General features: G+C 62.6%; 19 protein-coding genes and 2 tRNA genes. 8 read left to right on the top strand and 13 right to left on the bottom strand.

Translation table 11 applies throughout. The annotated features are described in order from the left end of the window. The 10 genes from JSV08_00250 to JSV08_00205 all read right to left on the bottom strand — a co-directional run bounded on the left by JSV08_00250 (position 1) and on the right by JSV08_00205 (position 11266). A complete protein-coding gene (locus JSV08_00250; protein ID UCF80893.1) occupies positions 1-1440 on the bottom strand; it encodes an MCE family protein in 1440 nt (479 codons plus the stop codon). Continuing rightward, entirely contained in the window at positions 1412-2185 is a 774-nt protein-coding gene (locus JSV08_00245) for an ABC transporter ATP-binding protein (GenBank protein ID UCF80892.1), read from the bottom strand. The genes JSV08_00250 and JSV08_00245 overlap by 29 nt, the downstream gene beginning before the upstream one ends. Then, positions 2182-2952, bottom strand: a complete 771-nt coding sequence (locus JSV08_00240; GenBank protein ID UCF80891.1) for an ABC transporter permease — start codon at positions 2950-2952, stop codon at positions 2182-2184. Before JSV08_00240 ends, JSV08_00245 begins: the two co-directional genes overlap by 4 nt. A gap of 111 nt (positions 2953-3063) precedes the next feature. Continuing rightward, positions 3064-4164: a rod shape-determining protein RodA gene (rodA, locus tag JSV08_00235; GenBank protein UCF80890.1), complete on the bottom strand. Its 1101-nt coding sequence runs from the start codon at positions 4162-4164 to the stop codon at positions 3064-3066. Further along, entirely contained in the window at positions 4151-6007 is a 1857-nt protein-coding gene (gene mrdA / locus JSV08_00230; GenBank protein UCF80889.1) for a penicillin-binding protein 2, read from the bottom strand. The genes rodA and mrdA overlap by 14 nt, the downstream gene beginning before the upstream one ends. Then, positions 6004-6489: a rod shape-determining protein MreD gene (gene mreD / locus JSV08_00225; GenBank protein ID UCF80888.1), complete on the bottom strand. Its 486-nt coding sequence runs from the start codon at positions 6487-6489 to the stop codon at positions 6004-6006. Before mreD ends, mrdA begins: the two co-directional genes overlap by 4 nt. Continuing rightward, positions 6479-7309, bottom strand: a complete 831-nt coding sequence (locus JSV08_00220; GenBank protein UCF80887.1) for a rod shape-determining protein MreC — start codon at positions 7307-7309, stop codon at positions 6479-6481. The genes mreD and JSV08_00220 overlap by 11 nt, the downstream gene beginning before the upstream one ends. 36 nt (positions 7310-7345) lie before the next feature. Next, complete coding sequence (locus tag JSV08_00215) at positions 7346-8371, bottom strand: rod shape-determining protein (GenBank protein UCF80886.1); 1026 nt, start codon at positions 8369-8371, stop codon at positions 7346-7348. 25 nt (positions 8372-8396) lie between these two features. Next, positions 8397-9830, bottom strand: a complete 1434-nt coding sequence (locus JSV08_00210) for a sensor domain-containing diguanylate cyclase (GenBank protein UCF80885.1) — start codon at positions 9828-9830, stop codon at positions 8397-8399. Continuing rightward, on the bottom strand, positions 9827-11266 hold the full coding sequence (locus JSV08_00205) for a fibronectin type III domain-containing protein (protein ID UCF80884.1): 1440 nt from the start codon (positions 11264-11266) through the stop codon (positions 9827-9829). Before JSV08_00205 ends, JSV08_00210 begins: the two co-directional genes overlap by 4 nt. A 286-nt stretch (positions 11267-11552) precedes the next feature. Here JSV08_00205 and JSV08_00200 point away from each other — a divergent pair, with 286 nt between their 5' ends. The 8 genes from JSV08_00200 to JSV08_00165 all read left to right on the top strand — a co-directional run bounded on the left by JSV08_00200 (position 11553) and on the right by JSV08_00165 (position 19695). Then, a complete protein-coding gene (locus JSV08_00200; GenBank protein ID UCF80883.1) occupies positions 11553-14723 on the top strand; it encodes a S8 family serine peptidase in 3171 nt (1056 codons plus the stop codon). Positions 14724-14951: 228 nt separating this feature from the next. Continuing rightward, positions 14952-16376, top strand: a complete 1425-nt coding sequence (locus JSV08_00195; GenBank protein UCF80882.1) for an aldehyde dehydrogenase family protein — start codon at positions 14952-14954, stop codon at positions 16374-16376. A gap of 16 nt (positions 16377-16392) precedes the next feature. Continuing rightward, positions 16393-17184 carry a SurA N-terminal domain-containing protein gene (locus tag JSV08_00190; GenBank protein ID UCF80881.1) on the top strand — a complete coding sequence of 264 codons (792 nt, stop codon included), beginning with the start codon at positions 16393-16395 and terminating at the stop codon, positions 17182-17184. Between the two features lie 99 nt (positions 17185-17283). Then, positions 17284-17358 (top strand) — tRNA-Glu (locus tag JSV08_00185). A gap of 59 nt (positions 17359-17417) precedes the next feature. Beyond that, positions 17418-17490: transfer RNA gene (locus JSV08_00180), tRNA-Ala, on the top strand. A gap of 34 nt (positions 17491-17524) precedes the next feature. Next, a complete protein-coding gene (pgsA, locus tag JSV08_00175) occupies positions 17525-18085 on the top strand; it encodes a CDP-diacylglycerol--glycerol-3-phosphate 3-phosphatidyltransferase (protein UCF80880.1) in 561 nt (186 codons plus the stop codon). Next, the gene (locus JSV08_00170; GenBank protein ID UCF80879.1) at positions 18082-18759 is read left to right on the top strand and encodes a DUF502 domain-containing protein; all 678 of its coding nucleotides are present in this window, start codon (positions 18082-18084) and stop codon (positions 18757-18759) included. The genes pgsA and JSV08_00170 overlap by 4 nt, the downstream gene beginning before the upstream one ends. A gap of 99 nt (positions 18760-18858) precedes the next feature. Next, positions 18859-19695 carry an ABC transporter permease gene (locus JSV08_00165; protein ID UCF81800.1) on the top strand — a complete coding sequence of 279 codons (837 nt, stop codon included), beginning with the start codon at positions 18859-18861 and terminating at the stop codon, positions 19693-19695. 44 nt (positions 19696-19739) lie between these two features. Here JSV08_00165 and JSV08_00160 read toward each other — a convergent pair whose 3' ends face one another. From JSV08_00160 to JSV08_00150, 3 genes are read right to left on the bottom strand one after another with little or no spacing between them, the layout of a single operon-like run. After that, complete coding sequence (locus tag JSV08_00160) at positions 19740-19970, bottom strand: type II toxin-antitoxin system HicA family toxin (GenBank protein ID UCF80878.1); 231 nt, start codon at positions 19968-19970, stop codon at positions 19740-19742. Positions 19971-19972: 2 nt separating this feature from the next. Then, positions 19973-20209, bottom strand: coding sequence for a type II toxin-antitoxin system HicB family antitoxin (locus JSV08_00155; GenBank protein UCF80877.1), 237 nt, complete (start codon positions 20207-20209; stop codon positions 19973-19975). Next, positions 20206-20604: a hypothetical protein gene (locus tag JSV08_00150; protein UCF80876.1), complete on the bottom strand. Its 399-nt coding sequence runs from the start codon at positions 20602-20604 to the stop codon at positions 20206-20208. The genes JSV08_00155 and JSV08_00150 overlap by 4 nt, the downstream gene beginning before the upstream one ends. Between the last annotated feature and the right edge of the window lie 16 nt (positions 20605-20620).

The raw sequence follows: 20620 nt of genomic DNA, 5'->3' as shown, positions 1-20620 counted from the left end.
TTAGGAAGGATTCTTCAGGGGGGGCGGCGGCTCGGCGAAGGGGTCGCGCGGACGCTTTGCGGTCACCACGACCTCGTCGTGCGGCGCGGGAAGCGTCCGGCCTTGGGGCGCCAGCGCGGAACGTTTTTCCCCGCCGTGGAGGAGCCCGGCCTCCTGTTCTTCGGAGAGGGTCTCGTCCGGCAAGTCGGGCTCGTCCGGCAAGTCGGGCTCGTCCGACGTCTCCCCAGTCGGGCTGGACAGTGAGTCCGCCGGCGAGTCGGAGGACGGGCGTTTCTTCCCTTCGGAAGAAGATTCCTCCTCCGCCGCGGCTTCAATGCGCTCTTCCTTCAATCGCTGGCGCTCGCCCTTGCGGCGCTTCTTGCGTATAAACCACTTCGTCGGGCCGCTCTTTGACACCGCACCCACGATGTCCTCCATGGCCTGATAGAGTGCGGGCTCGTTCAGGAAGGCGCCGGCGCTGCCTTCGCCGCGGTCGAGCTTGTCCAGGATGGAGGCAAGGCTGTGGAGCGTCGCGTGGAAGTTCGCGGCCATCTCGCGCCCCTCCGTGGAGCCCTCGATGAGCGAAGGCAGGAAGCCCTCGTGCTTCTCGAAGGCCTCGCCCACTTCCCGAAGCCCTTTCGAGAAAACCACGAGGTTGTCGAAGAGCTCCTCGCTTTCGGGCGATTCGACGAGCAACTTCCCTGCAAGGTTTTTGCCCTCCTCGGTGGTTGCGAGGATGCGCTCCAGGCGCGCGATGGACGTTTCGAGCTCGCCCGTGATTCGCTCGGCGTAGGCCTCGTCGGTCAGGAAGCGGCCGGCGAGGCCGCGCCCCTCGTGCACGCCGGAGGAAATTCCTTCCCAGTGTTTGACCGTCCGGGTCATCGAATCGACCAGGTCGTGGCCGAAGTCGGGGTCGCTGAAGAGTTTTCCTGCGAGCGTCTCACCGCGCTCGAGTCCCAGAAGAAGCTGCCGGAGCGAGGACGTGATGATGGCGGCGTTCGTGAGAATATCCTCGCTCTGGCGGACGAGCACGTCGTAGTCCACGAGCTCTACGACGCGAATCGCACCGCCCGGCTCGATGGGCTCCGCCCCGGGGTCACGCTCCGAGGAGAGGAACACGTACTTGTCGCCGAGGAGGCCGATGGTTTTAATCTGCGCGACGGTGTCGGTGCGGATGTGCTGCGCGTAGCGCCGCTCGATGGAGAGCACGACGTCGATGCGCTGCTCGATGGGATCGGGCGTCAGCGACACCGACTTGACCGTTCCGATGCGCACGCCGTGGAGCTTCACGGGCGACCCGTCCTGAAGGCCCGCCACGGTGCGGAAGTGCACGGTGTACGTCACGGAGCGCGTAAAGAGCTTCTGGCGCGTTCCCACCGACACGACGGCGAAGGCGAAAATGGCCAGCGCCACGGCGATGAGAGCGCCGACCTTAACCCGCGTGCTGGATGATTCGCTCATAGCCTCCACCTCGCTCGCCGCCCGTTGTGAACTCGAGGAGCGTCGGATCCGCCGCGCGCCGCACCTCGTCGCGCGTTCCCACGAAGGCGATGCGCCCCTCGTGGATGAGCGCGATCCGGTCGCCCACCTTGAAGGCGCTCACCAGGTCGTGCGTTACGACGATGCTCGTCACCCGCAGCACTTTCTGCATGCTCATGATGAGGTCGTTGATCTTGTTAGCGATGATAGGGTCCAGGCCCGTCGTGGGCTCGTCGTACAGGATGGCCTCGGGCTCGAGCACGATGGCGCGCGCCAGGGCGACGCGCTTCCGCATGCCGCCCGAAAGGTCGACGGGCATTTTTTCCTCGACGCCGTAGAGCCCGACGAGCCCCAGCGTGTCGCGCACGCGGGCGCGCACCGCCTCCTCGGGCAGATCCCGATGCTCGTGCAGCGGGTAGGCTACGTTCTCGTAGACCGTGAGCGAGTCGAAGAGCGCGCCCGCCTGAAACACGATCGCGATTTTTTCGCGCACCGCCTGGAGCTCGCTTTCCGAGAAGGGGACGATGTCAGTGCCCTCGACCCGCACCTCGCCCCGGTCGGGCTTCAGAAGGCCGATGGTGTGCTTGAGGAGGACGCTTTTGCCCGTGCCGCTTGCGCCCAGGACGACCATCGTCTCGCCCTTGCGGATTTCCAGGTTCAGGCCGTCGAGCACGCGGTTCGTGCCGAACGACTTGTGCAGGTCGCGGTATTCGAGAAACGGCGTCATGGCGAAAAGATTAAGAAGAGCTTCGTCAGAAAGAAGTCCGAGATGAGGATTGTGATAGAGGCGGCAACAACGGTGTGCGTCGTGGCGCGCCCGACGCCGTCGGCGCCGCCCGAGGCGTTGATGCCGTTGTAGCAGCCGATGGAGGCGATGAAGAGGCCGAAGAAGAACGTTTTCCCGAGGCCGCTCATGATGTCCCCGAAGGACAGGGACTCGAGGACGCGCGTTATGTAGAAGTGCGCCGTGAGGTTCAGCTCGAACACGGCGATGAAGAGCCCGCCCAGAATTCCGATCGTGTCGGCGAGCACCGTCAGTATGGGAAGCATCAAGACGAGCGCCAGGATGCGGGGGACGGCGAGCTTCTTGAAGGGGCTCGCCCCCATCGCCCGCAGCGCGTCGATCTGCTCGGTCACGGCCATCGAGCCGAGCTCCGCCGTGATGCCCGCCCCGACGCGCCCCCCCACCATGAGCGCCGTGAGCACGGGGCCGAGCTCGCGCACGAGGGCGATGGCCACAATCTCGCCGATATAGGCCTTCACGCCGAAGCGGTCGAGCGCGACGGACGTCTGAAGCGCGAGCACCATGCCCGTAAAAAGCGCCGTCAGGGTGGTGATCGAAAGGGAATCCACCCCCAGGTGCTCCATCTGGCGCATAAGGAGAGAGCTTTCAAACGGGCGCCGAAACAACTGGTGGAACGACTGGGCGATGAGCTCGCCCCAGCCTCCGAGGTGCTCAAACGAGTGAAGCGCTAACGACGCTACGCGCCGCATGGGGATTTCCTTCGGCTCATGGTGATGTGCTGGATTGGATTAATTCCTTATTTTAGCGGCATTTAGGCGGGAGAGTCAAATCGGGGCCGGGAAGCGCGCATGAAAGAAGGTTCAATTCACGAAGCGGCGCATCCTGACGTTCAGCACGAGCCCCAGCGCGGCCATGAACATCGCCATCGCCGAGCCGCCGTAGCTGAACCACGGAAGCGGCAATCCCGTGATGGGAAAGAATCCGATGACCATTCCTATGTTGAGCACCGCCTGGAACGCGACCAGCGCGAAGACGCCGGTCGAGACGAAGAACCCGAGAGAGTCCTTGGCCATCTGGGAGATTCGCAGGATGCGGAAGAGGATGAACCCGTACGCCGCAAGCACGGCGCTCACGCCGAGGAGGCCCCGCGCCTCCGCGTAGGCGGCGAAGATGAAGTCCGTGTGCTGGGCCGGGATGAAGCGCAGGCTGCTGAGCGTCATCCTGCCGCGCTCCTGCCCCGCGAGCCCCCCGGAGCCCACGGCGATCTTCGACTGAAGGAGCTGGTAACCGCTGCCCTGGGGGTCGTGCTGGGGATTGACGAACGCGACGACGCGCGCCTTCTGGTAGTCCTTGAGCACCACGAGCCAGGCGACCGGGGTGACCAGGGCGAGCGAGAGGGCCAGCCCCAGAAACCACCGCCAGTCCGCGCCGGCGACGAAGAGAAATGCGGCGTAGACGGGCACGAAGCTCAGGGCGGAGCCCAGGTCGGGCTGAAGCGCCGTGAACACCGAAGGCACGCCGAAGATGGCGCTCAACGTCAGGAACTTCTTCCACGTGAATCGCCGCTCCTCCTCGCGCTCGGTCAGGTAGACCGAGGCCATGAGAATCGCGGCGAGCTTTGCGGCCTCCGCGGGCTGCAACGACAGGGGCCCGAGCGCCAGCCAGCGCTTCGCCCCAGAGAGCACCTTGCCGAAAAGGAGAAGGTACACGAGGCTCCCAAGCGACACCGCGTAAAAAAACCGTGCGAAGCGGGCCAGGAAAAGATAGTCCACCGATACAGCGACGAGCAGGATGCCGAGCCCGATTCCCGTCCACGCGATCTGGCGCAGGAAGTAGGGCGTGTCGGCGGCCTCCGAGAGGCGGGCCAGCGTCAATAGGCCCGCGCCGACCAAGCAGAAGGCGGCGCCAGCGAGCGCAAAGTCGAACTCCCCAAGCAGACGGCCCAGGCTACGCTCCGGCATGGCTCTCCTCGTCAGGACGGTCTCGTTCCGTCGAAGCGTAGCCGGGGCCGCGTCCTGCGCGGTAGGCTTCGAAAAACCGCTTGGCGATGGGGGCGGCCGTTTCTCCCCCGAAGCCGCCGTGCTCGACCAAGACGGCGAGGGCGACCTCCGGGTGTTCAAGCGGCGCGAAACCGAGGAACCACGAATGCGTTTTAAGCGCTTCCTCTTCTTCCTCTCCGGAAAGGTGCCTCTTTGCCACGACCTGGGCGGTACCCGTCTTGCCGCACACGTCGAGGCCCTCGATGCGCGCCCGCCAGCCGGTGCCGCCTTCGTTCACGACGCCCCAGAGCATGCGGCGCAGGCGCTCCGCGACCTCCTCGTCGAGAGCCCGTAGGCGCCGGGGCGGCGCACTTTTTTCCAGCCGCTTCCCCGAGGGTGAACGCACCTCCTCGACAAGGTAAGGGGTCACGAGGAAGCCGCCGTTTGCGACGGCGGAGACCATGACCGCCTGCGCGAGGGGCGAAACCGCGATGGGCCCCTGCCCGATGGCGACGGAGATGGTTTCCCCGTCGTACCAGTCCTCGCCGAGATTTTTCCGCTTCCAGTCCGGAGAGGGAATAATTCCCGGCTTCTCCCCCGGAAGGGCGAGGCCCGCCTTGCCTGCAAGGCCCAGGCGGGAAGCACACTCCGCGAGCGCCTCGATTCCCACCTTCTTGCCGAGGTGGTAAAAATAAACGTTGCAGGAATGCACCATGGCGCGGTGCATGTCGAGGGCGCCGTGCCCCTCAAGCTTCCAGCACTCGAACAGCTGGCGGTAGAAATAGGCGCCGCCCCTGCAGGAAAAGGTGCGCCTGGGCGAGACGACGTCCGCCTCCAGCGCGGCGGTCGCGTTTACAATCTTGAAGGTGGAGCCGGGCGCATAAAGGCCGGCGATGGCGCGGTTGTGGAGGGGGCGCAGGGGATTTTCGGAAAGCGCGCGCCATGCCTCTTCGGAAAATCGAAGGGCGAAATCGTTCGGGTCGAACGATGGGAAACTCAACAGGGCAAGCACGGCGCCCGTCTGGGGGTTCAGGGCAACGGCGGCCCCATGGTGCTCGCCGAACGCCTCCTGGAGCACTTGAGCGAGGTGCGCGTCCAGCGTGAGCTGCAGCTCGTTCCCCGGCTCCGGCAACGTCTTGCCGAGCATGCGCACCTCGCGTCCCACGCTGTCCACGATGACGCGGCTCGTTCCCCGACGGCCGCGCAGCAAGGCGTCGGACAGGGCTTCGACGCCCATCTGTCCCACGATGTCGCCCTGCTGGGCGTCGGGAAAGGCGCCGCGATCGTCAAGCTGGCGGCGCGTGATTTCGCCCACGTGTCCCAGCGTGTGGGCCATGAGCGGCCCGCGGGGATAGCGGCGCGCGTCCACGGCCTGAATGGCGAGGTCGGGAAATTCCGCCGCTCGCGCCGCGAAGTGGGCCATCTGCGCAAAGGAGATGTTCTCCGCGATGGGGACGGGACGGAACGACGGCACGGCGTCGTAGCGCCGCAGGCGCTCCCGGAGCACACTTTCCGAAATGTCCAGAATGGCCGACACCCGCTCAAGCGTCGTTGCGGGACTGGCGGAGCGCTCGCGGTCGAGGAGGAGATGAAAGATGGGCGCCGTATCCGCAAGCACCTCTCCTCGGCGGTCCCGCAGGAGGCCGCGCGGCGCGGGCAGATCGAGCGCGCGCAGGCTGTTCGTGAGCGCCATCTCGGAGAATTCCCGAAACTTTATGACCTGCGCATGCCAAAATCCCAGGAAGAGCAAGAAGAGAACTCCTCCCGTGGTCACGCGCAACCAGAGCAGGCGGCGCTCCACGGCGGGCTGCTCATGCCACTTCATCGGCCGTACCTCCGACGTTCCCGGGCGCGCTCCGCGCGCTGGATTCCCCGGAGAGCGAGGAGCCCCACCACAAGCGTTCCAACCGCACGGAGAAGCGTTTCCTGCACGGCGGGAGGCTCACCGCGGCCAAAAAGCGCCCCGAGCGCGTGGAGCACGACCGCCTCGACGCACACGCCCAGGGTGAGCGCGGCTCCCTGCACGGCCGGCGCGTCGGCGACCATGTAGCGTCCCGCGATGTTGGTGAGGTAGCCTACCACCGTCTTGGAAAACCCGTAGAATCCGAAGAATCCCCCCGAAAGCGTGTCCTCCACGAGCCCCGCCGCCGCCGCGGAGAAGATGGCCTTGGGGGCGCCGCGCGTCAGGCCGGCGTAGACCAGAAAAATCATGAGCATATCGACTTCATAGAAGCGCAGCCGCGAGAACGCGACCTGGACCACGGAGCAGGCAAGAAACACAGCGAAAAGCGGCAGCCTATAAGACATCTTGCGGGCGCTCCAAAACCACCAGCAGGTTCATGGTTTTCTGAAGGGGCGCGGCCGGGCGAATCCGCGCAATCCGTTTCCCGTCCTCATCGAACACGCGCTCGACGCGCCCGATGTGAAGCCCCGCCGGGTAGATCCCTTCCAGCCCCGACGTGACGACTGCATCCTGCGGCGCCACGCGGGCCTCGCCCGAAAAATACTGCATGCGCAGAAGCAGCTCCCCCTGTCCCGTCACGAGCACCTGGTCTCCCGAAGGAAGATGAATTCCCGCAAGGGCGCTCCGCGAGTCCGTAATAAGCTGCACCTGCGCGCTCCAGAGGGAGAGCGCCGCAATGCGCCCCACCACGCCCTGGGGGGCGATAACGGCCATGTCCTTCTCGAGGCGGTCGCGCCGCCCGCAGTTCAGGACGAGCATTTGGTGCGGGTCGCGCACGTCGCGCGCCACCACCCGCGCCGCCATCGTGGCCAGGGGCGACGCCTCTCTATAGCCCACCAAGGCGCGAAGCGCTTCGTTGTCGTGGAGGGTGAATTCCCACTTCAACTGCTGCGCTTCGAACTCCCGAAGGCGCTCGTGGAGGCGCTCGTTCTCGCGCACGACGCTCCGAAACGCTGCGTAGTCGTGCGCGAGCCGCCGGGCGCCGTGGTAGACGGCGTCGCTTGCCCGCAGAAACGGCGCCGCGGCTTGGTACGCGATCCGCTTAAAAAGGGAGGTGCCTTCCGGGGTGGTTACCTGGGTCGAAAGAAGCACCAGGAACCCGAAGAGCACCGCACCGAGGAGCACTTCGTCGCGGTAACGGAACGTCGAGAAATCGCGGAACATGGCGCGTCAACGATCGCGAAAAGCGGCCTTGCGGCCCTAGGAAAGGGAAACTTTGCGCAATAAGGGAAAATCGGTCAGCATCGCCCCCGTTCCCAGCACAACCGACGAAAGCGGGTCGTCGGCGAGGGTTACGGGAAGGTTTGTCTCCTCGCGCAGCCGCTTGTCGAGGTTGCGCAGCAGGGATGCGCCTCCCGAGAGCACGATGCCCTTGTCGATGATGTCCGCCGAGAGCTCGGGAGGCGTGCGCTCAAGCGCTTGGCGCACGGCGTCCACAATGGCGTTGACCGGCTCGGCCAGGGCCTCCCGAATCTCCTCGTCCGAGACGACAAGCGTTTTGGGAATGCCGTCCATAAGGTCGCGCCCCTTGATTTCCATCGTCTGTTCCTCTTCCAAAGGAAACGCCGAGCCTATGCTAATCTTGATGCTCTCCGCCGTGCGCTCCCCGAGCAGCAGGTTGTATTTGCGTTTAATGTAGTTGATGATGGCCTCGTCCATCTCGTTTCCGGCGATGCGCACCGAGCGGCTGTAGACGATTCCCGCGAGCGAGATCACGGCCACGTCGGTCGTCCCTCCCCCGATGTCCACGATCATGTTCCCCGACGGCTCCGTGATGGGAAGCCCGGCCCCGATGGCGGCGGCCACGGCCTGCTCGACCAGGAACACTTCGGCCGCCTTGGCGCGCTCGGCGGCGTCTCTGACCGCGCGCTTCTCGACCTGCGTGATTCCGGACGGGACGCCGATGACGATTCTCGGCCGAACGCCGAAGTTGCGGTTATGCGCTTTCCGAATGAAGTATTCGAGCATGCGCTCCGTAATCTCGAAATCGGCGATGACGCCGTCCTTCATCGGGCGAATGGCGACGATGTTGCCGGGTGTCCGGCCCACCATCTCCTTGGCCTCTCTTCCCTCGGCCTCCACCTTGTTCGTGTTCTTGTTGACGGCCACGATCGAGGGCTCGCGCAAGACGATCCCCTTGCCCTTGACGTACACCAGCGTGTTGGCCGTGCCCAGGTCAATGGCCAGATCGTTCGAGAAAAGGCTCATGAGCGAACGCAGGAACATGGGTCTGGAAAATTCTCCTTTTGGATTAAGGCTGTGTCACGGCGGGCTGTCCTGTCGGGGCGACGGCGACCCCGTTTTTCCCGTTGAGTTTGACGTAATACATCGCGGCGTCGGCGGCCTGAACGAGCTCGACGCGCGAGGACACATGGGTGGGATACGAGGCCACCCCGAAGCTCGCGGTAATGCGAACGGCGAGGTCCATGCTCTGAAGAAGAGTGGCATCCTCGATGAGCTTGCGCGCGCGCTCCGCAATGCTCTTCCCGCCCTCCTCGTCCGTTTGGGGAAGTACCATGGTGAACTCGTCGCCCCCGTAGCGGCAGACCACGTCGCTCACCCGCGCCGCCTCCTGGAGGATGCGGCCGACCTCGCAGAGCGTTCGGCTTCCGGCCAGGTGGCCGAAGCGGTCGTTGACCGTCTTGAAATTGTCCAGGTCCAAAAAGACGAGAGACACGGCATTGTTGTGGCGCTTCGAGCGGCCAATCTCGCGCTCCAGCACATCGTTAAAGTAGCGGCTGTTGTAGAGGCGAGTGAGATCGTCGGTCACCGTAAGGCGGCGCACCTCCTCGAAAAGAAGGGCGTTCTCAATCGCGACGGAGGCGGGCTCGAGCAGCGTGCAGAGCATGGCGAGGTCGTTCTGGGTAAAGCCGTCCCGCGCCTTCTTGTTGAGGACTTCCACGGCCCCGATCGTCTTGCCGCGGCTTACGAGCGGCGCGCAGAGCATCGAGCGCGTGTGAAAGCCCGTCTTTTTATCAAAACTCGGCTCGAAGCGGGGATCGTTGACCACGTCGTTGATGAGAGCCGGCTCCTGGCGCTCGACGACCCAGCCGGCGATGCCCTGGCCCGGCTTTAGAGGTTCGTTGATAAGGCAGTCCCCCTTGGGGCCCAATACCCGTTTGAAGACGAGTTGCTTGTCTTCCGTCGCAAGCAGGATGGACCAGCCTTCCGCCTGGATGAGGGAACGAATCTTGTTCATGACCACTTCGAGCACGACGTCGATCTCGAGCGACGAATTGGCCGCATGGATGACGTCCGTGAGAATTTCGCGGTAGCGCGCCTCTTCGGCGTGGTACGCGCGCACCTCCTGGAGTTTCTGCCGCAGCTCGCAGAGCTCCTGCCGGGCCCGTATCGTATGCTCGATCGCCGCCCCGTCGTCGGAGGGAAGAAACACCTGGGAAGGTTCAAACGCCCCGGGAAGGGAGCGCGAGGGGCGGTCATGAAACCAAAACGCCGCACCGCGCGGCTCGGCCTTTTGCAGCCGCTTGACCAGAGACGCTGTGGGGTGCTCGGTCTCGATAAGAAGCGCGCACGGCGAGTCCTGCGTCTTGGCCAGGGCGTCGCGGAGCGCCGCCGCCCGGGCGGGCACACGCTGGGGCGTGTAGCCCAGCGCCCTCAGGGAAGTCTCGAGGTTTCCCAGTCTCGTTTTCTCCGCATGGAAAACATAAAGGACGGGCAGAGTCATTGTTCGAGGAACACGACGGCGGTGCGCTCGGTGCGCCCTCCCGTGGCACTTTGGACGATCACCTTGAGTTCGTTTTTCCCCAGGCGGTCAAGTTTGACAATGGCCTCAAAACTTCCATCGTCGAGAACGTCGAAGCGCCTCTCGTTAATGGTAAGGTATGCGCCCGAGTCGGTTCTTCCCTTCAGGATAACGAACGGCCCCATCTGAACGGGGTTGGGTTCAATCTCCAGCTTCGGAGCCTCGTCGGAAGTTCCCTGCTCCTCGGTGAGGATCCGGAAAGACCGCGTTTCGCTGAACGAGCTTTCAAACCCCGTCCGGTCGATCGCCGACACCCGCCAGTAATAGGTCCCTTTCACCAGCTTTTTGAGCTGGACGCCTTTACGGTCGGGGCGCAGATCTTTGTTGTCCACCAGCGCCGCCGTGAAGTTCTTGGAATGGGACACCATCAAACGATAGCGGTGGACCCGGGGATCGATTTCCCAGACCAGCGTGACGCTGCTTTGTTCGAGGTCGGAAAATATCAACGGCTGTCCATGGGGCGGCCTGAGGAGCGCCGGGGCCGAAGGCAGGTCTCGCGTGGCAATGTTGCCCCGGTCGCGCACCACGGCTGCCGTTCGCGGCCCGACTTGTCGCTCCACTCCCGTGCTGGTTTGTTGAACGCGCGCCGTGCCTTCGAGCGAGCGCACCTCGGTTTCTTCTTCCTTGGGATGGACGCGCAGGCGGGCCTCGTCCTGCCCGATTTCCACCAGGGCGTGCTCGGTGAGCAGGCGGGTGTAGGAACCTTCCTTTCGCTTTTCGGTGGTTGCAACCTCGGTCACCGCCCCCGAAATGCGGATGCTCAGGCGTTCGGCGGAGGTTTCAGGATCCACCCGGCTCTCGTAAATTTCGATAAGGCCTCCGGGACTCACAAGCTGCTTGTCGCCGTTTCGGAAAATAATCTCCGCGCTTCCACGCACTCCGGCGCTCACCTTATCGCCCTCCTTCAGCTCCATCCCCCGCTTGGCGCCGAGCCACCGGAAGTCGCCGGCGGGTTTGACCTTGACCTCGCCCTCCATGCTCACGATGCGGGCCGTGTAGCGCGACTGGATGTGGCGGAGTTCTTCTTCGATGGCTTCCACTATTTGAGAGGCATCGTCCGCCCTCGCCTCGGCCGCGGAAAAGTCGTTGCGCGCCAGCGCCTCCCACGCCGTCTTCGTGATCTCCACCGCATCCTCGTGCAGGGCGCTCAGATTCTTGTTTCGCCTGACGCGCCCGCCCAGGTCCTCGAGTTTAAAGTCGAGGCTCTTGAGCATAGCCTCCACCGAGATTCCAGGTTTGGAGAAAAAGTGCTGGTAGCCCGCCAGGCCTACGATTACGAGAATCACCAGCGCAACCGCGTAGATGGAGCGGTATGAGACGGTAAACCATTCAAGATCGAGAATCGCTTTTCTTGGCATTCCTGCGTCGTTTCCTCAGCCGTCCGCGTTTTCTGCTGAAATTCCCGGCAGGTTCTAAAGGCACCGGCCCAGCCCCGCCTCTGCAAAAGCGCCGGTTTGCCCGCCCTAACGACCCTGGCGGGCTTGCCCCGAGCCCTGCCCGTGATTTCCTAATATTCCCGAAACGTCCTAGTATACCACAAAGGCCCGTCCGCAAAGCATGCCGCGTGGCCGCCGCCCCGTCGCGGTCGACTTGCCGGGGCGGGAGCGAAGAACCTATAATGGAGCGTTGGCAAGGAGACCGGAAATGAAAGGAGCAGTGACGTGGGTCGGCTCTGCGCTGGCGGCTGTCTCGATCGTATGGGGAGGTAAACTCTCAGCCGTCCAGGAGGTTCCATGTGCCAGACTGCCCGACCCACCGAAGGTCGGGGGGGAAGTCGAGACAGCCAACGTCCCCTTCGACATGAACGAAGTCATCCGCACCGCCCGGAAAAACCGCGGCCTTCCTGAAGAATCCCCGCGTCGAGGATTTCAGGCGGAAGCGCGCGGCGAGCGGCCGTTTGTCTCCAAAGGGAATGCCTTCTCGCACGAGACGGCGCGCTTTCAGGCGGAGGTCGGCGAGGACGCCATCCTTCTGCGGGCGACAACCTTCACCCCGCCTTTGGAAGAGCCCGACATCCCCGAAGATTTGAAGTGCACCGAGCACCGGAGCTATTACCTGGTCCAGCTTACCGAAACCATCACCGTGCAGGCCCGCGACGATTTGCTTGCCGCTGGCGTGGATTTCGTGGGCTACGTTCCGAAGCGGGCCTATCTGGTCAGGATGGCCTTGGACACAAGGGCTGTGGTGGAAACCTTGCCATTTGTACGGTTCGTGGATCACTATCATCCGGCCTATAAGAGCATGCTTCACGGAGGCACGGGAGTTCAAACGATCGCGGTAAAGGTGTTCGGCAACGCCGACGCCACGGTAACGGAAGTCAAGGAGGCCGTCGAAGCGCTGGGGGGAACGATCCTTGGTCCGGGCGACGTGCCGGTCAAGACAGGCGACAAGGTCACGCTTTGCCACTTCCCGCCGAGGAATCCCAAGAACGCAAAGACCATAAGGATTTCGCAGGCCGATGCGGGCGGCCATTTGGCCCACGGGGATTTCCTGGGCCCCTGTGAAGGGGAGGGCGAACGGGAGCCCGGAGCGGCGAACCTCGTCATACGGGCGGAGGTCGACGCCTCCATCATAAAAGACATCTCCTTCATTCCTTCGGTGGAGTTCATCGAAGAAACCGGGCCGCCGACCACCTTTATGAGCAACATTCGGGATACGCAGTACATGGGGGCCGTGGCTTTGGACGCAAGCGGCTTTACGGGAAAAGGGATTGCCGGGGCGGTTCTTGACGGCGGGCTTGATGAGAGTCACCCTGATTTTTGTGACCCCTTGCAGACTCCCTGCGATGATAACAACAACAGAGCAATTGTTTTCAGCAACCTTGCGTCACCTGCAGGTCACGGAACGGCTGTCTTCGGGATTCTTTTCGGGAACGGGTCGGGGAATCCCGGTGCGCGCGGGATGCTGCCCGAAGCAATCGGCGCATTCGATTCTATTTATACGTTTCCTACTTTAGCCGACGCACGCTGCGGCGCGGCCGTGAACGCTTTCGGCGCCGGCGCGCTCTTCCAGAGCCACAGCTGGGGCTACCAGACCGACCTAAGCGGAGCTTACTCCATTGATTCGCAGATAATCGACCGGCTCGTTATCGAGTACGATCGCTTGCAGTTTCAGGCCATGGGAAACAAGGGCCATTGCGGCATTAGCATAATGTCCCGAGAGGCGGCCAACAAAAACGGCATTTCGGTAGGCGCAATGTGTCACATGGATACCGCCGATCCGACGGACGATGAGTGGAACCCCACCTCCGGATGTTATCAGCCTGTTCTTGCGAAGGTTTCCGCGGCAGGCCAGGGCCCCGCTGATTGCTATCTCTGTCACATGAAATCAACGCCAGGGTGTTTCACCTCTTGTTTTTTGTGCGACTGTCAGGTCGGTTGCACATGTGGTGAGCTCGTATGCGCAGGCTTTGCGGGCAGGGTCAAACCGGACCTCGTAGGCCCCTTTGACCGTGTACATACAACGGATATGGTGAACGCTGCAGGGTTCTGCGACGGGAATTACACGAATACAGGGCCCATCTCAGAAGAGTGTTTTATCGAGTTTAAGGGCACCAGTGCCGCCACGCCCGTCATCGCGGGAGCGGGCGGCCTCGTCTATGAGATGTATATCAAGGATCACTTCGGCAACAATTCATCGAAGGCCGTACCCCACGCGGCCACGGTGAAGGCCATTCTCATTGCAAACGCCCGGCAGTATGATTTCACGCAGGGCAACCGTTATCAACAGGGATGGGGAACGCCGGACCTTCAACGAACGTTCGAGGTCGGGTACTGCCATTTCATCGTGGACGAGGAAGCGGCCCTGGGCACAAGTGAGGACATTTCTTATCCGATTCGGGTGATGGACTCATTCAGATCGCTAAAGATCTCCCTCGTGTGGGCGGATCCGCCTGCTGCTCTTCCAGCAAAAACGCCTCTGATCAACGACCTCGACCTGGTTGTAACAGATCTTACGACCGGCGACCAGTATCTGGGCAACGTCGGCTTACTTGATGGCAGGTTTTCGACTAAAAACCCGACTGGATTCTTTCTCGATTGTACGAAGGAAAACGATTGCAAAAACAATGTGGAAAACGTTTTTGTTGAAACCCCCACTCCGGGAGAGTGGAGCATTCAGGTAAAAGCGGGTGCCATTAACAGCGTCACCGTTCCAGACGCGTGCGGCCTGGGCGGCCTGACGACAAACCCCACGCAATACTTCGCGCTTGTTGCGTCGGGGAACCTGGGTATAGTAGCCGATCTCGTTTTTTCTCCGGCAAGTCCCTGCGTCGGGCAGCCGGTGACGTTTACGGATACCTCAACGGGGAATCCTACGGCGTGGCAGTGGGATTTCGGTGACGGCGTAGGAAGTTCAACGCTTCAAAACCCAAGTTATACGTACACCGCGGAGGGCTCCTACACGGTGACGCTTACCGCGTCGAACGACTGCGACACGAGCACGTCAGCGCCGCACACGGTGACGATAGACGACACGGATGGAGATGGATTGAGCGATGCCTGCGACAACTGCCCGTTGGTGCCCAATCCATTGCAAGAGGATGCAGACTCAGACGGCATCGGCGACGTGTGCGACGCCTGCCCGGCGATTCCAAGCGCTCCCTCAGGCTGCACCCCTGCAGGCTCCATCTACCCCACCGACCTTAACTGCGACGGCTGCGTGGACGGCATGGACCTTGGATTCATCGGCCGGGCGTTCGGCGAGTTCTGCGGCGACCCGTACTACAACGCCGACTCGGACGTGGACGCAAGCGGCGTCGTGGACGGCGCCGATCTCGACGCCCTGATTGCGGACTTCGGAAGCGGCTGCACGTAACGAGGGAGGCAGGCGGACAAAATCAGGGCAAAAACAGGCCCCCTTAAAGAAATTACGGAACGAACCCGGGAAGCGCGCATAAACAAAAGGTTTCCTCAGGTTCGCTCCCCTAACGAACCCGAGAACCCGGGCACGAAGATCGATGAGTTTGCTTTTCCCCGGGGCGTTTGATAGCCTAGCACGAACGCTGCAACAAACTTCCAACTAACAATTTAGGAGAGTTACGTCATGTCACGCGAATACCAGCTCTATTACGGAGGAAAGTGGCAAGCGGGGGAGAAGGTGAAGGAGGTTCGGAGCCCCTACGACGGCAAGGTCGTCGCGCGCTGCCAAATGGGCGGCGAGAAGCACCTAAACGACGCCGTCGAGCAGGCGCACGGCGCCTTCGAGGAGATGCGCCGTCTCTCCTCATGGCAGCGCTCCAAGATATTGAACCAGATCGCCGACGGGATCGAGAAGCAGCGGGACGAATTCGCTAGCGCCATCGTCGAGGAGGCCGGCAAGCCCATCTCGCTCGCGCGCGGCGAGGTGGCGCGGGCCGTCCATACCGCCCGCATCGGCGCCGTCGAGGCGGAGCGCATGGGCGACGAATCGATCTCGCTCGACACCACGGAGAAGACCAAGGGATTCTGGGGCGTCATGCGGCGCTTTCCGCTGGGGGTGGTCGGGGGCATCGCGCCTTTCAATTTCCCCCTCAACCTCGTGGCGCACAAGCTCGTGCCCGCCCTCGCCTCGGGCAACACCATAGTGCTGAAGCCGGCCTCGCAGACCCCGGGCGGGGCCGTGCTCCTTGCGGGCGTGGCGGCGGAGACCGACCTTCCCAAGGGCGCCGTGGCCGTGGTGCCCTCGCCGGGCCGGGTCGCCGAGGCCATGGCGCGGGACGACCGCGTAAAGAAGCTGACCTTCACGGGCTCGGCGGAAATCGGCTGGTCGCTCAAGGAGAAGGCATGGAGAAAACGCGTCACGCTGGAGCTCGGCGGCAACGCCGCCACCGTGGTCCACGACGACGCCGACCAGGAGAAGGCCGCGTCGCAGCTCATCCTCTCCGGCTACGGCTACGCCGGGCAGGTCTGCATCTCCACCCAGCGCATCATGGTGCAGGAGTCCATTTACAAGGACTTCCGCGAACGCTTCGTGGCGGCCGTGCGCGAGGGCGCCAAGATGGGCGATCCGTACGACGAGTCGGTCATCGTCGGCCCCATGATCGACGAGGACTCGGCCAAGCGCACGGAAGAGTGGGTCAACGCGGCGGCCTCGAGGGGCGCGCGGGTGCTCGTGGGCGGAAAGCGCCGGGGCACCCTTTACGAGCCGACGGTGCTCGAAAACGTAGAGCCTTCCTGCGAGGTGTGGTGCGAGGAGGTGTTCGCCCCCGTGACGGCCCTCGCTCCCTATAAACATTTCGACGACGCGCTCCGCATGGTGAACGACTCGCGCTTCGGGCTTCAGGCCGCCGTATTCACGCGCGACCTGGACCGCGCCCGGAAAGCCTTCACCGAAATCGAGGTGGGCGGCGTCATGGTGAATCAGTCGCCCACGTTCCGCGTCGACTCCATGCCTTACGGCGGCGTCAAGGACTCGGGCTTCGGGCGCGAGGGCCTGCGCTACGCCATCGAGGAAATGACCGAGTTGCGCCTTGCGGTGTTCGCTGCGTGAGGGACTGCGTCCTTTCGTGTTCCAGCGCCTTATAGGACTTGCCGCCGTCTTCCTGCTCGCTGCGGCCTGCGCAGGGTGCGCGGGCGAAGGGCCGGTAAAGAAAACCGAGCCCGAAGCGCAGGCGCCCGCGCCCGAAAAGCTCGCCGAGGCGGACAAGCCCGCGACGAGTCGGGACGAGCCCGCCGGGTCGGACAAGCCCGCGACGAGTCGGGGCGAGCCCGCCGAAGCCGTCGCCAGGGTAAACGGGGTGGAGATTTCGCGTGACGAGCTCGAGGCGCGCCTCGCCCGCATTGTGGAAAACCGCGAGCTGCGTGCGCAGCGCAAGCTGAGGCCGGAGGAGGTCGAGGAATATCGCCACCGTACGCTTGATATGCTCATCGCCAACGAGCTCCTGTACCAGGAGGCCGTGCGGCACGGCTACGAGGCGACACCCGAGGAAATCGAAAAGCAGCTTCAACTGGAAAAGATGAAGTTCGCCGAAGAGGTGCACTTCCTCAAAGCCCTGAAGCACCAGGGGATCACCATGGATGCTTTCATGGGGGACATGAAGCGCATGGTGATGATCAGTAAGTTTCTTGAAGCGCATGTCTTCAAGGACAAGATCAACCTTAGGGAAGAGGACGCCCGCGCCGCCTACGACGCCACGTTGGAAAAATTCAAGGCCCAAAATCCGGACCGGGAGCCGCCCTCGTACAGCGCCATGCGGCCGCAGATTTTCCTCCGGATGGAGGAAGACCTCCGCGACCGCCTCAAGAGCGAGTTCTTGTACGAGCTGTCGCAGCGCAGCACGATCGATGTGTACGAATAGGGCCTCCGCGACCGAAAAATCGCCCCGCTTCTATCCGGGGCGCCGCCGGGTCGCGCGTTGACAGTCTCTTCGCCGACAAGATACAATAAATGGTTCGTAGGCGCATTCGTCTAACGGTTAGGACGCCGCCCTCTCAAGGCGGTAATACGGGTTCGATTCCCGTATGCGCCACCAAAAGAGTTTAAGGGTTATTCTTCATCAACTCGGAACTCTTAACTCTGAAACTTGTTTGCGGGGCAGTAGCTCAACTGGGAGAGCGCCAGGCTGGCAGTCTGGAGGTCGTGGGTTCGATCCCCATCTGCTCCATTTTGGTCGGCCTGATCCGGAAATGAAAACTCGGATGAACCTGCCCAACGCGATTACGGTTTTCCGCATCTTTCTGATTCCGGCGCTCGTGGCCATCCTGCTCATTCGATTCGAGAACCGCGAGGTCTACGGCGTCGCCGTCTACCTGCTGGCCGCGCTCACGGACTGGCTGGACGGATTTCTCGCGCGGCGCTGGAGACAGGTGACGGTCACCGGCAAATTGCTCGACCCCGTCGCCGACAAGATGCTCACCTCCGCCGTGCTTATCACGCTCGTGCAGTTGGGGGGGGTGTCCGCGTGGATGGTCGTGGTGCTTATCGCGAGGGAATTCGCCGTCACGGGCCTTCGCATGATCGCCGCAAGCCAGCGGCTCGTCATCCCAGCCCATTTTCTCGGCAAGGCGAAGACCTTCGCCGAGGCGCCGACGCTCGTCGTGCTCATCCTCGGGGAGACATGGCTTGGGCCTGTGGGGCCGATAGCCGGAAAGGCGGGGCTATGGATCGTGCTTCTGCTGAGCCTCTCCTCGGGGGCGGATTACCTGCAAAAATTCTGGAAGCGCATTGATTTCGAGGCTTCCGCGGAGGAATCGCCATGAAAAAAGAAAAAACTTTCGGGGCCTATCTGCGCCGCACCTTCCTGGCGGGGCTCCTCATTATGATCCCGCTCTTTGTGACGTACGTTCTGGTTGCCTTCCTCTTCAACCTCTTCAGCGGCGCCGGCACGCCGGTTGTCAAAGGGGCGCTGCAGCTCCTGGACCTCGGATGGCTCGAGGACGAAAGGTGGTTCGCTTTCGTGATTCCAGCCGCGAATCTTATCTTTACGCTCTTCGTCATTTTTCTGTTGGGGCTCGTGGGCACGAACGTCCTGGGGCGGCGGGCCCTCGAGGCGTTCGACATGCTCCTGCTCCGACTGCCCATCGTGAAGAGCATTTACGGGGCCGCAAAACAGCTCGTGGACACCTTCCGCGATTCGAACCGCGGCAGCTTTCAGAAAGTGGTCCTCGTGGAATACCCGCGGCCGGGCGTGTGGACGATGGGCCTCGTGGCGGCCGAGCGGCCCGATTCGGCCGGACTTTCCCCGAGCAAGCGCATGCTCTCGGTCTTCATCCCCACGACGCCCAATCCCACGTCGGGAATGCTCGTTTTGGTGCCGAAGGAATCGGCCGTGGAGATCGATTACGCCGTCGAGGACGCCTTCAAATTCGTCGTCTCGGCGGGCATCGTAGGCGAGGAACTCCGGCGCAAGGCGGAAGCGTCCAGAAGCTCCTGAACGAAACTCGGCAGGCAAGGAAAGTTGCGCGTGGAGGCGACTTCGCAAACCTTTGAGCAGGGCCGCTCGGGGAAGCCCCGCTCGCTCTGGCAGGACGCGATGCGGCGCCTCCTGCGCAACAAGGCATCCATGGTGGGCGGGCTGCTTATCGTGCTCATGACGCTGACATGCATCGCCGGCCCCTGGCTTTCCGCCTACGCCTACGACGAGCAGAATCTCGCACGGCAGTTCGAGTCTCCAAGCGCGGAGCACTGGTTCGGCACCGACGCCAAGGGGCGCGACCTCCTCGTCCGCTGCCTCCACGGCGGGCGCGTCTCGCTCGCCGTGGGCGTCATCGCAACGGCCGTCTCGCTGGTCGTAGGCGTGCTCTACGGCACCGTTTCGGGCTACGTGGGCGGCAAGACGGACGAGTTCCTGATGCGCGTCGTGGACGTCTTGTACGCGCTTCCCTACATCGTGATGGTGATTCTACTGGTTCTCTACCTGGGACGGAACATCTACAATCTCTTCCTCGCCCTCGGCCTGGTGCAGTGGCTCACGCTGGCGCGCATCACGCGCGGGCAGGTGCTCCACGTCAAGGGGCAGGAATTCATCGACGGTGCGCGCGCCATGGGCGCAAGCGGGCGGCGCATCATGCTCCTGCACATCATCCCGAACATCCTGGGCCCCGTCATCGTCTACGCCACGCTCACCGTGCCGCAGGTGATGCTGAACGAGGCGTTCCTCTCGTTCCTGGGCCTCGGCGTGCAGGCGCCCATGGCGTCGTGGGGCTCGCTCGCGGCCGAGGGCGCGGCGAACATCAATCCCCTGCGCGTTTACTGGTGGCTGGTGGTGTTTCCGGGGGGCCTGCTCGCCCTCACGCTTTTCGCCATGAACTTCTTCGGCGACGGCCTCCGCGACGCCCTCGACCCCCGCAGCAGGGAGCGGGTGTTCTGATTTTTTGAAGCGGGCCGCCCCGCCGCGCCTCCGGTCAGGGCCGGCTATTTTGCCTTAAAGCACGGCTTGCGCTCTTCGAGGTAATCTTCTAGGGAGAATCCCGCGTCCTTCAATATCCTCAGAAACAATCCTTTGGGCAAGTCACCTCGATGTATAGGAACAACGGCACGGTGCCCCGTTGCGGGACTCTTTAAAACCAAGTGGGAGCCGGTTTGCCTTTTCTCCTTAAACCCCTTTCGTTTGAGAAAGCGGGTGATTTGCTTGGCCGTAGCCACCGTTACTTGCCGACGGCAATACGAACCTCGTCCACCTCCACTCGTTTGGCACGGGGCTGCGGAATGGTGTCGCCGTCGGCAAGGGCATCCTCAATGTAAAGCTGCAGGGCTTGGGAGAGATCTTCCTTGGCTTCTCTTTCCGTTTTTCCCAGGCCGTATACGCCCGGCACGTCCGGCAAATAGGCCCACCACTTGCGGCCTTCTTGAACCAATACGATGGGATAGGTTCGTTGCATCATTCCACTTTTCTTTTCTCTGTCCAAATCGCTACAGCGCGCAACACTGCATAAGCCAAAAGCGCAATAACGAAAAATGCAAGTAGCGCCCACGCGATGCCCTGAAGCGTTTCGATAAAGGAGCGATATATTTCCAGAATCCATGCGTTCACATTTAAAGGATCAGGCGGCTTGTCGCCCTTTGGCTTGATGTACCGTTCTATTTTCCATATTTTAACGCCTGCGGATACACCGACCACGAAGATGGCAAACACCAAGAAGCGGTGCCAGGCTGCAGCGATAGGATCATCGATAATTTTTTCGAGGATGCCTTGAATGGGTTTTCGGAAAAACAAAACAGCAACCCAAGAGGTAAGCAAGGCAACCAAAAATGTGGCTGGAAGAAGAATAATAAACATGGAAATTAGCCCTAAG

The organism is Acidobacteriota bacterium (assembly GCA_020349885.1).
In the GTDB taxonomy this organism is placed as follows: Bacteria; Acidobacteriota.
Note: the sequence above shows the minus strand (reverse complement) of the source record. Positions and strands in the feature narration are given on the sequence as shown.